Origin of the sequence: Achromobacter sp. HNDS-1 (assembly GCF_040084795.1) — a bacterium.
Lineage (GTDB): Bacteria > Pseudomonadota > Gammaproteobacteria > Burkholderiales > Burkholderiaceae_B > Achromobacter > Achromobacter ruhlandii.
This window is the reverse complement of sequence record NZ_CP157584.1, coordinates 5,572,005-5,585,458: the sequence shown is the minus strand read 5'-3', so window position 1 is coordinate 5,585,458 and position 13,454 is coordinate 5,572,005. Positions and strand designations below refer to the sequence as shown.

The window sequence follows — 13,454 nt, the reverse complement described above, 5'->3', positions numbered from 1 at the left end:
TAGCATAGCGCGGCACTGAGCCAGCCCGCGCGCCGCGCCTGTCTGGCCCGCCTTACCCCGGAGTTTTTCTTGAGCGACATCTATCACTTCAGCCGCGGCACCGCGCCGCTGCTGATCTCCATACCCCACCTGGGCAGCCAGCTGCCCGACACGCAGCGCGCCCGCATGACGGCCGTCGGCCAGCAGTCCGGTGACACCGATTGGCACCTGGACACCCTGTACCAGTTCGCCGACGCGCTGGGCGCGTCCGTGCTGGGCGCGCGCTACTCGCGCTATGTGGTCGACCTGAACCGCCCGCCCAACGACGAAAGCCTGTACCCCGGCCAGACCAAGACCGGCCTGTGCCCGACCCACACCTTTCGGGGCGAGGCGCTGTACCTGAACGACGCGCCGCTGACCGACGACGAACGCGAGCACCGCCTGCAGACCTATTGGCAGCCGTACCACGCCAAGCTGCGCGAGGAACTCGACCGCATCCGCGCCGAACACGGCACGGTACTGCTGTGGGAAGCCCATTCGATCGCCAGCGTGCTGCCGCGCCTGTTCGAAGGCAAGCTGCCCGACCTGAACCTGGGCACCGCCGACGGCGCCAGCTGCGCGCCCGACATCCTGGACGCGCTGGCCGAACGCCTGCCCGGCTGCGGCTACACCAGCGCCGTGAACGGCCGCTTCAAAGGCGGCTACATCACGCGCCACTACGGATCGCCGGCCGAAGACATCCATGCGGTGCAGTTGGAGATGTGCCAGTCCACCTATATGGACGAGACCTATCCCTACGCCTACCAAACCGACGCGGCCGCCAAGGTCATCCCGGTGGTCGAAAGCATGGTGCGCGCCGCGCTGGCGCAGACGCTGGCGCGCAAGCGCTGATCCGGCCGCCGCCCCGGGCCGCCCGATGAACCGCCTGCCCCACCGCGACGCGGATGCCTATCCCGAGTGGAGCCTGCTGCTGACCTGGGTCGCGGTGGTGCAGGCCGCCTCGGTGTCGGGCGCGGCCCGCTTGCTGGGACTGTCGCAGGCGGCGGTGTCGCAGCGGGTCAAGCAGCTGGAGGCCGCGCTGTCGACCGAACTGCTGGACCGCAGCACCCGTCCGGCGCGTCCAACGCCGGCCGGCGAGCTGCTGTTCGACCATGCCTCGCGCCTCCTGGCCCAGGCCGGCGACATGACCGAAAGCGTGCGCAACCTGAGTCGCGCGCGGCGCAACATCGTGCGCTTCGGCTGCGTCGATTCGTTCGCCGGCACGCTGGGGCCGACGCTGATCCATGGCCTGTCCGGCGCCTCGCGCCAGATCCGGCTGTGGTCCGGCATCACCCCGGTCCTGGACAAACAGCTGGAGGAACGCCAGCTGGACCTGGTCATCAGCACCAGCGCCGCCGCCGATCCTCCCGCCATCCGCAAGCTCGGGCTGTTCAGCGAACCCTACCTGCTGGTGCTGCCACGCGCCACGCCGCCGCAGGCGGGCCAGCTGGCGGAATTGGCCCGCCGCAGCCCGTTCATCCGCTACAGCGCGCGTTCGCACATCGGCGCCGCCATCGACCGGCTGCTGGAATCGCGCGGCATCTTCATCGAGCGCACCTTCGAATTCGACAACACCGATCCGCTGCTCAGCCTGGTGACCGCAGGCCTGGGCTTTGCGATCAGCACGCCGCTGTGCATCTGGCAATCGCGCCATTTCGTCGACCAGCTGCGGGTGCTGCCGCTGGCGTCCTGCCTGGACAAGACCCGCGCCGACGCGCCCGACCTGGCCCGCGCCTTCTACCTCGCGTCGCGGCCCCACGAGGCCGGCAAGCTGCCGGCCGAGGCGCGCAACGTGATCCTGATGGCGGTCGAACGACTGATGCAGCACGAGGTGGCGCCCGCGCTGGGCCTGCCAGCGGCCACCCTGTGGCGCAGCCTGCGCCGCTGACTCCGTCGGAGCGACCTGGTCGCGCGCGCCACCGCCATCACGACACCGCGCCGCGCCCATAGCGTCCCGTCAGCAGCGCGCCGCGCTCGAAACGCGACAGCGCATAGGGCGCCAACGACACATCGGGCGCCAGCCCCAGCGCTTCCTGCGCCAGCACCCGTCCCACCGCCGGCGACAGCTTGAAGCCGTGTCCGGAAAATCCGAAGCCGGCCACCAGCCCCTCCACCTGCGCGATGCGCCCCAGCACGGGATTCCAGTCGGGCGTGACGTCGTACACGCCGGTCCATGACGCGGCCAGGCCGGCCTCGGCATAGGCCGGAAAGCGCGCCGCCACCTGCGCGCCGACGTCGGCCACGTAGTCCAGCGGCACGTCGCCCTGCTCGGCCTCCCCCGGCGCCAGCGTTTCGCCCGACGTGCCTTCGCTGGCCAGCATCTGGTTGCCGCCATAGCTGCGGCAATAGAGCATGCCGGGCGAGGCCAGGTCCTTGAAGACCGGCATGGTGTAGGCATAGGGCGCGGCGGCGCACGCCAGCGCCAGCACCGCGTGGCGCTCGGGCGCCAGCGGCATCGCCACCCCGGTCCAGGCGGCCAGCTCGGCGGTCCAGATGTTTTGCGTGCTGACGACCACCGCGCTGGCGTAATCGCCTTCCGACGTGGCCACGCCGGCCACGCGTCCGTTGCGCATCAGCAGGCCGCGCACGGCGACGTTCTCGCGGATCGTCACGCCGCGCCGGCGCGCGGCGCGCGCGAAACCGGTGGCGACCAGATAGGCGTCGGCGAAGCCGGCCTCCGGCTCGAAACCGATCAGCGCGGCGTCGCCGAAGTCGGCGATGGGCAGCAGTTCGCGGGCCTGCGCCGCGTCCAGTTCGTGCACCGGGATGCCCAGCGCGCGCTGCTGCGCCAGCGCATCGGCCAGCGGCGCGCGCTTGTCGTCATCGGCCGCGGCGATCAGGTAGCCGCAGCGGACCAGGCCGCTGGCGGCGTCGTCATCGCCCACATAGGCGGCGAAGTCGTTGAAGGCGCTCCATGAACGCCGCGCCAGTTCCACGTTCTCGCGCACCGAGTAATGGGTGCGCAGGATGCCCGACGATTGCGCCGTGGTGCCGGCGCCGATGGCAGCGCGGTCCAGCACCAGCACATCGCGGGCGCCCAGGGCGGCCAGGTGGAAGGCGACCGAGCTGCCGACCACGCCCGCGCCGATCACGATCACGTCATAACTTTTCATGGCCATGCTCCAGATGGGAATGGCGGCAGTGTGGCGCGGGCGCGACCCGGCGCGCGGTATATCAGCGCGGCGAATATTGAGTAGAAGCGCTAGCGTGGTGGCGACGGAAGGAAAACGACGCCATGGCGCCGTCCAGCGGGCGGCGGCGCGCCCTTAGCTATCCTCGGTGAACCGTTCGACGCGGATGTGGAAGTTGTCGATGCGATCCCACTGCGCCCGCGAGGACACCAGCGTTTCCTCGGAGCCGAAGCCGATCAGGTAGTTGTGCCCGGTACGCGGGTCGCGCCACGAATGGGGCGGCGCCTCCCAGCCACAGCAGCGGAACCGCAGGGCCTCGATGCCGAAGCGCCGTTGCAGGTAGCGCTCGACCTCGGCCGCCGCGGCGCCGTCCAACCGGTAGCGCGCCACCAACGGCCTGCCCTGGCCGAACTCCTGGCGGCACCCCTGGTATTCGATGGCGGCCGGCTTGTCGCCCCATGCGGCCAGGAAATCCTCGCAGCCCGGCGTGGGCGCGGCCTGCGCCAGCGCGGCGGCGGGCAACAGCATGATCAGGGGCAGGAGCAGCGGCAACAGCAGGAGGCGCGCACGGCGGGCCAGGGACATCATGGGCGCTCCATCATGGCGATGACACCGGCCGATCCATCCGAATTCGTCGCGCCCATCGCTTTCCTTTGTGGTGTCGCCGCGTCGTGGCCATCGGAGTATGGCAGCCGGCGCGCGATCCCTCAAGCCTGCGGTGAACGCCGGTCGCGTCCGACCGGCGGCCGCTCAACCGCGCGCGCCAGGCTCCTCGGCATTCGCCGCCCCACGGGCCGGCGCCGCGGCCGGCTGGCGCCAAGACAGCGTCGCGCCACGCCCTTCTTCCGCCAGGAATTCCACCAGCGCCGGCAGCGACGCGTCCATCGGCCGATTGGCGTGGATACGCATCACGTAGCCCCACGAGCCCGGCATGCGCAGGCCCGGCGTCAGCGCCACCAGCCGGCCGCTGGCCAGTTCCTCGTCGATCAGCGGCGCGCGTCCCAGCGCGATGCCGACGCCGGCCGCCGCGGCCGCCACGACCGTGCTCAGGCCGCTCAGCACCAGCGGATCCTGGCCGGCGCTTTCCGCCAGGCCCAGGCGTGGACGCCAGGTGCGCCAGTCGGTCTCGGGGCTGTCGATGTGCTTTTCCTCGAGCCAGCGGTGGCGCGTGAAGACGGCGGGATCGTCGCGCTCGTCAGGCGCGACCAGCGCCGGGCTGCACACCGGCACCACGGTTTCCGTCATCAGCGGAATGTCGCCGGGCGCGGCCAGGTGCGGCCCCAGGGCGCGCACGTGCAGGAACGCCAGGTCGATGTCCTGGGCCTTCCAGGCCGGGTCCTGGCTGGCGTGCAGGAACACCTGGATGTCGATGTCCGGGTGCAATTCGATGAAGCGGCCGATGCGCGGCGCCAGCCACAGCGCCGCCAGCGACGGGTTGGCCGACACGTTCAGGTTGTAGCGCCGCGTGCCGCGCGCGCTGGCCCGCGCGTTGCGGCAGGCGGTCTCCAGCAGGGTCAAGGCCTGTTGTACGGAAACCAGCAAGGCGGCGCCGGCCTCGGTGGTTTCCGCGCGGCGCACCGTGCCGCCCCGGCGCAGCAGGCTCACGCCCAGGTCGGCCTCCAGCGCGCGCAACTGGTGGCTGACGGCGCTCTTGGTGACATTGAGTTCGGCCGCGGCGCGGCTGAGGCTGCCCAGGCGGGCGACCGCCTCGAAGGCGCGCAGCGCCGCCAGCGGCGGCATATGGGTGGGCAGGGTCGGCATGGGTTGAGTTTATCTCAACCCATGATTGAATAACTATCGCTATCGCCAGCGCGCCGGATGCGTGACCATGCAGGCTCTGGAGGGAGCATTGATATGTATTTCGATTCGAGGCTTTGGCAACTGACCGCGGGGCTGCGCGCCGGCATGGCGGGCGGCATTTTCCTCGGCCTGCTGGCATTGGCGGCGGGCATCGCCCGCTATGTGTTCCTGGGCCAGTTGCTGGCAAGGGTGTTCGACGGCGCGTCCTGGCAGGACTGGCTCGCGCCGGCCCTGTGCGCCGGCGCCATGGTGCTGCTGCGCGCCCTGCTCGACCACCTGCGCACGGTGCAGGCCAACCGCTGCTCGGCCCAGGTACAGCAGACGCTGCGCGCGCGGCTCTACGACCGCATCGTGGCATTGGGGCCGGCCTGGTTCGCCAACCAGCGCACCGGCGGCGTGATGCTGACGGTGGTGGACGGCGTGGAGCAACTGCAGACCTTCTTCGGCCAATACCTGCCGCAGGTCGCCATCGCCGCGGCCGCGCCGTTCGCCATCTTCGCCGTCATCGCCTTCTGGGACGTGCCGACCGCGCTGGTGTTCCTGGTGGCGGCGCTGTTCGCGCTGTTCGGGCCGATGGCCGTGCATATGCTCGACCGCCGCGCCAGCCTGGCGCGCACGCGCTCGCTGAACGAGTTCGGCGAGGAATTCCTGGACGCCGTCCAGGGCCTGCCGACGCTCAAGTCGTATGGCCAGGGCAAGACCTTTGGCCAGCGCCTGGCCGCGCGCGCCCGCGCCCTGTCGGACAACACCTTCTGGGTGCTGTCGGTGAGCCTGCTGACGCGCGGCATCAGCGACCTGGGCGTGGCGCTGGGCGCCGCGCTGGCGCTGACGGTCGGCGCCTGGCGCGTGGCCGCCGGCGACATGAGCGTGGAAGCGCTGCTGATCGTGCTGATGGCCGGCACCGAGATCTTCCGCCCGCTGCGCGACCTGCGCTCCGTGCTGCACCGGGGCATGCTGGGCCAATCGGCCGCCGCCAGCATCCACGCGCTGATGGATGCGCAGCCGCTGACCGCCGCCCCCGCCGTGCGGGCGGGCGCCGCCCCCGCGCGGCTCGACCCCACCATCGAATTCGACGCGGTGGCGTTCTCGTATTCGCCGCAGCGCCCGGCGCACCAGGGCCTGTCGTTCCGCGTCGCCGCTGGCGAACGCGTCGGCATCGTCGGCCCCAGCGGCGCCGGCAAGTCCACCATCGTGCGCCTGCTGCTGCGCGAATGCGTGCCGCAGGCCGGCGCCATCCGCGTCGGCGGCCACGACGTCAACCAGCTCGACACGCAGACGCTGCTGGGCCAGATGGCGCTGGTCAGCCAGGACATCACGCTGTTCCACGGCACCATCGACGAGAACCTGCGGCTGGGCCGGCCCGACGCCAGCCACGAACAGGTGCGCGCCGCCGCCCGCGCCGCCAATATCGACGACTTCATCATGGCGCTGCCGCAGGGCTACGCCACCCGCATCGGCGAACGCGGCCTGCAACTGTCGGGCGGCCAGCGCCAGCGCGTGGCGATCGCCCGCGCGCTGCTGCGCGACGCGCCCATCCTGATCCTGGACGAAGCGCTGTCGTCGGTTGACACCGAGAACGAAGCGCTGATCCAGCAGGCGCTGGACCGCCTCATGGCCGGCCGCACCACGCTGATCCTGGCGCACCGCCTGGCCAGCGTGATCGGCGCCGACCGCTGCCTGGTGCTGGACCAGGGCCGCGTGGTCGAGCAAGGCCCGCATGATGCGCTGATGCGCCAGCATGGCCTGTACTACCGCCTGATGCACGAACAGGCCCTGGCCTTGAGCGCGCCGAACACGCCAAACGCGCCGTCCGCCGCCACGGCGCGCGATACCACGCCCGCCGCGCACGCCACTGACGATGAATCCGGCGGCCAGGGCCCGGCGCTGCGCCCGCTGGACGCCGACGCCGAACAGGTCGGCTGGCGCGCCACGCTGGCCACGCTGCTATCGGTGGTGCAACCGTGGCGCGGCACCCTGATCGCCACCATCCTGCTGGGCGTGGCGCGCGTGGCCGCCTTCATCGGCGTCGGCGTGCTGAGCGCGCTGGTGGTGGCCGCCATCCGCGACGGCCGCGACACGTCGGCGCTGATCATCGGCCTGCTGATCGCCGCGCCGCTGGCCGCGCTGTTCCACTGGCTCGAATCGTGGCTGGCGCACGCCATGGCCTACCAGTTGCTGGCGGACATGCGCGTCAAGCTCTACGACAAGCTGGAGCGGCTGGCGCCCGCCTATCTGCTGCAACGCCGCTCGGGCGACCTGGTGGCGCTGGCGACGCAGGACGTGGAGATGGTCGAGTACTTCTACGCCCACACCATCGCCCCGGCCATCGTCTCGGTGCTGGTGCCGCTGTCGGTGCTGGGCTTCCTGGCCTTCTACAGCTGGCCGGTGGCGCTGGCGCTGCTGCCGTTCCTGGCCTATGCGCTGGTGTCGCCGGTGCGCGGCCGCCGCAAGGTCGACGCGCTCGGCGACCGCGCCCGCCACGCCCTGGGCGAGATGAGCGCGCACACCACCGACACCATCCAGGGCCTGGCCGACCTGACCGCCTTCCAGGCCACCGGCCGCCGCCGCGCGGAATTCCTCAAGGTCGCCGACCAGTACCGCGTGCGCCGCCTGGACATCCTGCGCGACCTGTCGCGCCAGACCGCCTGGTTCGAGACCGCCATGGGCCTGGGCGGCCTGGCCGTGGCCGTGGTCGGCGCGCTGCAGGTGTCGGCCGGCGCGCTGTCGGCCAGCATGCTGCCGCTGCTGGTGCTGATCGCGCTGGCCACCTTCCTGCCGGTCTCGGAGATCTCGCAGGTCAGCCGCCAACTGGCCGACACCATCGCCGCCACCCGCCGACTGCACGTGGTCAACAACGAACCCGAGCCGGTCACCGACGGCCCGCTGCCGCCGCCGGCGGCGCCGCACGGCCTGTCGCTGGCGTTCGACCACGTGTATTTCATCTATCCCGGCAAGAGCCAGGACACGCTGCGCGACCTGAGCTTCACCGTGCCGGCCAGCGCCACCGTGGCCGTGGTCGGCGCCTCGGGCGCGGGCAAGAGCACCGTGGCCAGCCTGCTGCTGCGCTTCTGGGATCCGCGCCAGGGCGCGGTCAAGCTCGACGGCGTGGACGTGCGCCAGCTGCGGCTGGACGGCCTGCGCGAACGCGTCGCGCTGGTGACGCAGGACACCTACCTGTTCAACGACACGCTGGAAGGCAACATCCGCCTGGCGCGCCCCGACGCCAGCCGCGAGGAACTGGCGCGGGCGCTGGAACAGGCCGCGCTCGGCGATTTCGTGCGCAGCCTGCCCGAGGGCCTGGCCACGCGCGTCGGCGAGCGCGGCATGCAGTTGTCGGGCGGCCAGCGCCAGCGCATCTCGATCGCGCGCGCCTTCCTGAAGAACGCGCCAGTGCTGATCCTGGACGAAGCCACCTCGCACCTGGACACCCTGTCGGAGATGCAGGTGCGCGGTGCGCTGGACGTGCTGATGCGGCACCGGACCACGCTGGTGATCGCGCACCGCCTGGCCACCATCCGCGACGCCGACCTGATCCTGGTGCTGGACAACGGCACCCTGGCCGAGGCCGGCACCCACGACCAGTTGCTGCGCAAGCAAGGCGTGTACGCCCGGCTTGCCAGCCACCAGGGCGCGCGCGACCTTACCGCCGGTAGCGCAACGTCTCTTCCGACGTAGCGTTGCGCCGCACCTCGTCCGCCGTGAACCACACCCGCTTGCTGCCGAAGGTGTTGTACAGGTCGAACTGGTCGCGGGTGTGCGGCGACGGGGTCCCGTCCGGGGCGACGAAGCCGCTTTGCCCCGGCGCCACCACGTCCACCGCCCGCACCGACTTGCCGTCGAACACCGTCATGTTGTTCTCGGTGCCGCGGTTCTGCGTGGCCGGGTAGCTCAGCACCGCCTTGGCGTCGGCCTGCGGCACGCCCAGGAAGTTCTTGGGCGCGAACACCATCGGCGGCGCCGGGATCTTCCACGCGGCCGGATCCTGCCCATAGGCCTGGCGCAGCGCCGCCAGCGCATCGTCCAGCGCCGCCAGGATCACGTCATCGGCGCGCGCGCCATTGAAGAAGTCATAGCGCTGCGGCACCCCGGCCTCGGGGCCGGCCAGGGCGTTGAACAGCACCTTGACGCCGGCGGTCAGGTTGAGCGAACCGGTGGCCGGCGCCTGCGGCGTCGGGTAGCCGGTGGCGCTGTACCACTTGAAGAATTCGGCCGGCATCTCGTCGGCCAGCGTGCGCTTGAGCATGGCGCGCAGCCAGGCGTCCATCACCGCCGGACCGGCGTTGTCGAAGTAGCCCGGCTCGCGCTCGCTGGTCGCCATGCCGTCCCACGCCGCCAGCCCCGCCACCAGCCGCGCGCGCGGATCGTCGGCCGGCAGCCCTTGCACCGCGCGCTGCAGGAACGGCAGGAAGTGGCGGCGGTTGACGTCGGCGTAGCTGGTGGTGCGGATCAGGTCCCACATCTGCTGCGCGCTGACCTTGCCGCCGTTGGCGGTCATGGCCTTCAGGCGCGTCTCGATCTCGGCGTAGCGGTCGGCCTGGCCCCACACGATGGCGAACAGGTCGGTGGACGGGTAGCCGCGCATCGGCTGATTGTTCCAGTTGGCGATGAAGCCCTGGCGCGGGTTGTAGATTTGCGGATTGGTCGAGAACGGCAGCAGGCCCTGCCAGTCCATCTCGCCCGTGCCCGGCACCGGCAGGCGCGGGTCGTGGCCCGGGCGGCGCTTGGGATAGAAGCCGGTATGGGCGTAGCCGATGTTGCCGCGGTCGTCGGCGTAGTACCAGTTGATGGTCAGCGCGTGGCGCGCCGCCTGCGCCTTCCATTGTTCCCAGTTGGCCGACTGCGTCTTGCGGGTCCAGGCCATCAGCGATTGCAGTTCAAAGCCTTCCCAGGCGCGCGCCTTGGCGTAGGCCACGTGCTGCGCGTCGTCGAACTTGACGATCAGGCCGTGCACGCTGCGGTACACGTCCAGCGTCACCGGCGCCGCGTCCTTCACCAGGATCAGGTCGGTGCGTTTTTCCAGCGTCTTCCATTGCCCGTCGTGGAAATAACGGGTGCGGTCGGCCGGATCGAGCTTTTCCGCGAAGATGTCGACGTCATCGCCGAAACCGGCGGTCGAGCCCCAGGCCACGTGCGCATTGTGGCCGAACAGGATGCCGGGATAAGCGAACGGCGTGTTGCCGACCACGTCGAAGCCGGCGCCGTGCAGGCCGATGCCGTAGGTGTAGGCCGGGTTCCACCAGCCGAACTGCGGGCCGTTCAGCAGGATCGAACGGGCGTCCCTGGCATGGTCGCGCCCCACGATCCACATGTTGCTGGTGGTGGGAAAGCCGGCGATGCCCGGCTGGCCCGATTGCGCGTACTGCTCGGCCAGCCGAGCCCGCAGCGTGGCGGGCGCGCCATCGACCACGCCGCGCGTGGCCGGATCGCGCACCACGCGTTCGAGCATCGGCGGCGTGCCGTCGTAGCGCGGCAGCGCGTAGGCCAGCTTGTCCGCGCTTTCAGGCTGGAACACGGCCGGCTGGTAGCTGCCCGCTTCGGGCGGCACCGTGGTCGGCGCGCGGCTGTCGGTCAGCCAGCGCAGCTGGTTGAAGATGCGCATGGCCTCGGCGTCGCCGTGCCTGTCCTTGAGCGCCGTCAGCAGCGCCAGGTTGTCGATCTCGCTGTTGGCGTCCGAGAAGCGGTTGGCCATGGTGCCGATGAAGATCATCGCCACGTCGTAGGCGGTCCAGTCGGCCGGCGCGAAGCCCAGGTCGTTGAACTCCTTGGGCATCAACGTGCCGGGCTCGGCCCGCACCCGCGCCAGCCAGGCGTTCATGCCGGCCGCGTAGCCGTCCAGCACCTGGCGGTCCGAGGCCGGCAGCGCCGCCAATTGGCGTTGGATGCGCTCGGGCGAGAAATTGGCGCGGATCGACTTGTCGAACCCCACCATCGACGCGCCCAGCACCTCGGCCACCCGGCCCTGGGTGCTGCGGCGCGCCATCTCCATCTGGAACAGCCGGTCCTGCGCCACCGCGTAGCCGTAGCCATAGAAGATGCCGTACACCGTGTCCGCATAGATGTGCGGCATGCCATAGGCGTCACGCCGGATCGTGACCTTGCCATCGGCGCCCCGCGGCGCCGCCGCGACGGCCTCGGCGGCCTGTCCGGCGGCGGGCGCCACGGGTTGCGCCACGGCCTGCGCCGCCATCGCGGGCAGGCACGAACTGGCCGCCAACAGGGCGGCCGACAACACATGCTGCTTCATTGAATCTGTCTCCGTATCGAATGGGACCGCGCCGCGAGCCGGCCGCGGGCGATGGCGGCGCCTCTGCCGGGCGCCGTCCGCGGACCATGATACGGAGGCCCAATCTATAATTCCAATGCATTTGATTCATATGATTCATGCGGTTGGAACATGGACTTCCAGAAACTCAAGCATCTGCTCGCCGTGGTCGAACACGGCACCTTTTCGCGCGCCGCCGACAAGGTCAACCTGTCCCAGCCCGCGCTCAGCCGCAGCATCCAGGCGCTGGAGGCCGAGCTTGGCCTGCCGCTGCTGGACCGCGGCACCCGCCAGGTGCGCCTCACGCCCTACGGCGCCTGCGTCGCGGAACGCGCCCGCCGCATGCGCTACGAAGAAGCCGAGCTGCGGCGCGAGCTCAAGACGCTGGCCGGCGGCGAATCGGGCACCCTGTCTATCGGACTCAGTCCCACCCCCGCTTCGCTGTTGCTGACGCCGTTCCTGGCGCACATGGCCGCTCGCCATCCGCAGGTGCGCGTGGCGGCCGAACTCGGCACCACCGCCACCCTGCTCGATCTGCTGCGCGCCGAACGCATCGACGCCATGGTCTGCGACGCCCGCATGCTGTACGGCGCCGCCGACATCGAGACCCGGCCCCTCGCGCCCCTGCGCGCCGGCATGGTCTGTCGCAAGGATCACCCCATCCTGGCCCACCGCCGCCCCACCATCGATCACATCCGCCAGTACCCCGTCGCCTCCAGCACCCTCAGCCCCGAGGTCGCCCTGCGCCTGGCCGAAACCCTCGGCCCCGCCGGCGCCCCCGAGCAGATGGTCAGCGTGCGCTGCGAAAGCCTGGCTCCCCTGGTCCACCTGGCCCTCGCCACCGACACCCTGCTGCTGGGCGTCATCTGCGTCACCCGCCAGGAGCAGCAGGCCGGCGACCTGGTCGAAGTTCCTCTTCCTGCCGACCCCCAGCGCCAGGGCCACTACGTTCTCGCCCGCCTCGCCGGCCGCAGCCCGCTGAAGGCGCAGGACGCGCTCTACAGCTACACACAGCAGCGCTGGGCGGATTTCGCCAGCTTCCGCCCCAAACAGCCGGCATTGGCGAAAACGGAAACAGCGGCCAGGGGCGCAAGGCCCTAGCGCAAGCGTGCAAGCCCGTGCGGTAGCCGGGCGGCGATGCCGGCGAACGAAGCAGTCTTTGTAGCGATCTCTACATCATTGCAGAGATCGCGATCCGGCCATATTCTGCCGTCATGAACGCGCCGCACCCCCCTGCCTGGCTTCTCCTCATTGTCAGCCTGCCGACCGACAGCGCCACCGCGCGCATGCGGATCTGGCGAGCCGTCAAAGCCCTGGGCTGCGCCGCGTTGCGGGATGGGGCCTACCTGTTGCCCGCCCATGCCGAGCAGGCCTTCCAGCTTTCCGACCTGGCCGCCGAGGCCCGAGATGAAGGCGGGCAAGCCTGGCTTCTGAAGGTCCAGCCAAAAGATGCCGAGGAATCCGAGGCGTTCGTCTCACGTTTTGACCGAACCCAGGACTACGAAAGCTGGCTGGCCGAACTGTCGGAGGGCCGCACCACCTTGCCTGCCCTGCAGCCCGCCGAATTGAATCGGCTGGCGCGCCGGCACGAGCGCAGTTTCCAGGCGCTGCGGCGGATGGATTTCTTCCCCAACGAAGCCTCCCTGCGCGCGCAAGCGCAATGGCGTGACTTCGCCCACGCCATCGAGTCCCTCCTGTCGCCCAGCGAACCTCGCGCCGTCGATGCAAGCATTGCGCGCCGCGATCCGACCCATTACCGAGGGCGCCTATGGGCGACCCGGCGTCATCTCTGGGTCGACCGTGTCGCGTCCGCGTGGCTGATCCAGCGGTTCATCGATCCGGCCGCTCGCTTCCTATGGTTGGAAACGCCCTCCGATTGCCCGCACGACGCGCTGGGCTTCGATTTCGATGGAGCGACATTCACCCACGTGGGCGATCGGGTCTCCTTTGAGGTCCTGCTCGCCAGTTTTGGGCTGGACGGGAACCGCGGCCTGGCGCGCCTGGGCGCACTGGTGCACGCCCTGGACGTCGGCGGCACGCCGGTGCCGGAAGCGGCCGGTTTCGAAGCCATGCTGGCCGGCGCCCGCAAGCGCATTCAGGATGACGATGATGCCCTGCTGGCCGAAATCGGCGCGGTGCTGGACTCCCTCTATGCCCACTTCGCCACCGGCCACAAGACCTAGCGCGACCGATCGGCGCGGCGGGCTATCTGCCGGAAACCGCCATGAACCGCCTGGCCGATA

The 13,454-nt window shown here is 70.5% G+C and carries 9 protein-coding genes; 5 read left to right on the top strand and 4 right to left on the bottom strand.

Going from position 1 to position 13,454, the window contains the following annotated elements:
- Nucleotides 1-69: 69 nt before the first annotated feature.
- Together hutG and ABFG95_RS25820 are read left to right on the top strand one after the other, a co-directional pair.
- Nucleotides 70-870, top strand: a complete 801-nt coding sequence (gene hutG, locus ABFG95_RS25825) for an N-formylglutamate deformylase (protein ID WP_336728934.1) — start codon at nt 70-72, stop codon at nt 868-870.
- Nucleotides 871-895: 25 nt separating this feature from the next.
- Entirely contained in the window at nt 896-1,906 is a 1,011-nt protein-coding gene (locus ABFG95_RS25820) for a LysR family transcriptional regulator (RefSeq protein WP_068958531.1), read from the top strand.
- Nucleotides 1,907-1,943: 37 nt separating this feature from the next.
- Here the strand turns inward: ABFG95_RS25820 and ABFG95_RS25815 are convergent, their stop codons facing one another.
- The 3 genes from ABFG95_RS25815 to ABFG95_RS25805 all read right to left on the bottom strand — a co-directional run bounded on the left by ABFG95_RS25815 (nt 1,944) and on the right by ABFG95_RS25805 (nt 4,910).
- Nucleotides 1,944-3,131, bottom strand: coding sequence for an FAD-binding oxidoreductase (locus tag ABFG95_RS25815; protein ID WP_348995066.1), 1,188 nt, complete (start codon nt 3,129-3,131; stop codon nt 1,944-1,946).
- A gap of 153 nt (nt 3,132-3,284) precedes the next feature.
- Entirely contained in the window at nt 3,285-3,737 is a 453-nt protein-coding gene (locus ABFG95_RS25810; protein ID WP_175146694.1) for a DUF4952 domain-containing protein, read from the bottom strand.
- Between the two features lie 162 nt (nt 3,738-3,899).
- Nucleotides 3,900-4,910: a LysR substrate-binding domain-containing protein gene (locus tag ABFG95_RS25805; RefSeq protein WP_278992806.1), complete on the bottom strand. Its 1,011-nt coding sequence runs from the start codon at nt 4,908-4,910 to the stop codon at nt 3,900-3,902.
- Nucleotides 4,911-5,003: 93 nt separating this feature from the next.
- Between ABFG95_RS25805 and ABFG95_RS25800 the strand changes: the two genes are divergently transcribed.
- The gene (locus ABFG95_RS25800) at nt 5,004-8,624 is read left to right on the top strand and encodes an ABC transporter ATP-binding protein (RefSeq protein ID WP_348995065.1); all 3,621 of its coding nucleotides are present in this window, start codon (nt 5,004-5,006) and stop codon (nt 8,622-8,624) included.
- Here ABFG95_RS25800 and ABFG95_RS25795 read toward each other — a convergent pair.
- On the bottom strand, nt 8,590-11,193 hold the full coding sequence (locus ABFG95_RS25795) for a penicillin G acylase (RefSeq protein WP_348995064.1): 2,604 nt from the start codon (nt 11,191-11,193) through the stop codon (nt 8,590-8,592). The two genes, ABFG95_RS25800 and ABFG95_RS25795, sit on opposite strands and share 35 nt — an antisense overlap.
- Before the next feature lie 150 nt (nt 11,194-11,343).
- Here ABFG95_RS25795 and ABFG95_RS25790 point away from each other — a divergent pair, with 150 nt between their 5' ends.
- The gene (locus tag ABFG95_RS25790) at nt 11,344-12,312 is read left to right on the top strand and encodes a LysR family transcriptional regulator (RefSeq protein WP_348995063.1); all 969 of its coding nucleotides are present in this window, start codon (nt 11,344-11,346) and stop codon (nt 12,310-12,312) included.
- A 113-nt stretch (nt 12,313-12,425) separates the two neighbouring features.
- On the top strand, nt 12,426-13,394 hold the full coding sequence (locus ABFG95_RS25785; protein ID WP_348995062.1) for a chromate resistance protein ChrB domain-containing protein: 969 nt from the start codon (nt 12,426-12,428) through the stop codon (nt 13,392-13,394).
- Nucleotides 13,395-13,454: the final 60 nt, after the last annotated feature.

Excerpts from the sequence above, each read along its gene's own strand:
- ABFG95_RS25820 (WP_068958531.1), top strand. The coding sequence starts at position 896 with ATGAACCGCCTGCCCCACCGCGACGCGGATGCCTATCCCGAGTGGAGC.
- ABFG95_RS25815 (WP_348995066.1), bottom strand. The coding sequence starts at position 3,131 with ATGAAAAGTTATGACGTGATCGTGATCGGCGCGGGCGTGGTCGGCAGC.
- ABFG95_RS25810 (WP_175146694.1), bottom strand. The coding sequence starts at position 3,737 with ATGATGTCCCTGGCCCGCCGTGCGCGCCTCCTGCTGTTGCCGCTGCTC.
- ABFG95_RS25805 (WP_278992806.1), bottom strand. The coding sequence starts at position 4,910 with ATGCCGACCCTGCCCACCCATATGCCGCCGCTGGCGGCGCTGCGCGCC.
- ABFG95_RS25800 (WP_348995065.1), top strand. The coding sequence starts at position 5,004 with ATGTATTTCGATTCGAGGCTTTGGCAACTGACCGCGGGGCTGCGCGCC.
- ABFG95_RS25795 (WP_348995064.1), bottom strand. The coding sequence starts at position 11,193 with ATGAAGCAGCATGTGTTGTCGGCCGCCCTGTTGGCGGCCAGTTCGTGC.
- ABFG95_RS25790 (WP_348995063.1), top strand. The coding sequence starts at position 11,344 with ATGGACTTCCAGAAACTCAAGCATCTGCTCGCCGTGGTCGAACACGGC.
- ABFG95_RS25785 (WP_348995062.1), top strand. The coding sequence starts at position 12,426 with ATGAACGCGCCGCACCCCCCTGCCTGGCTTCTCCTCATTGTCAGCCTG.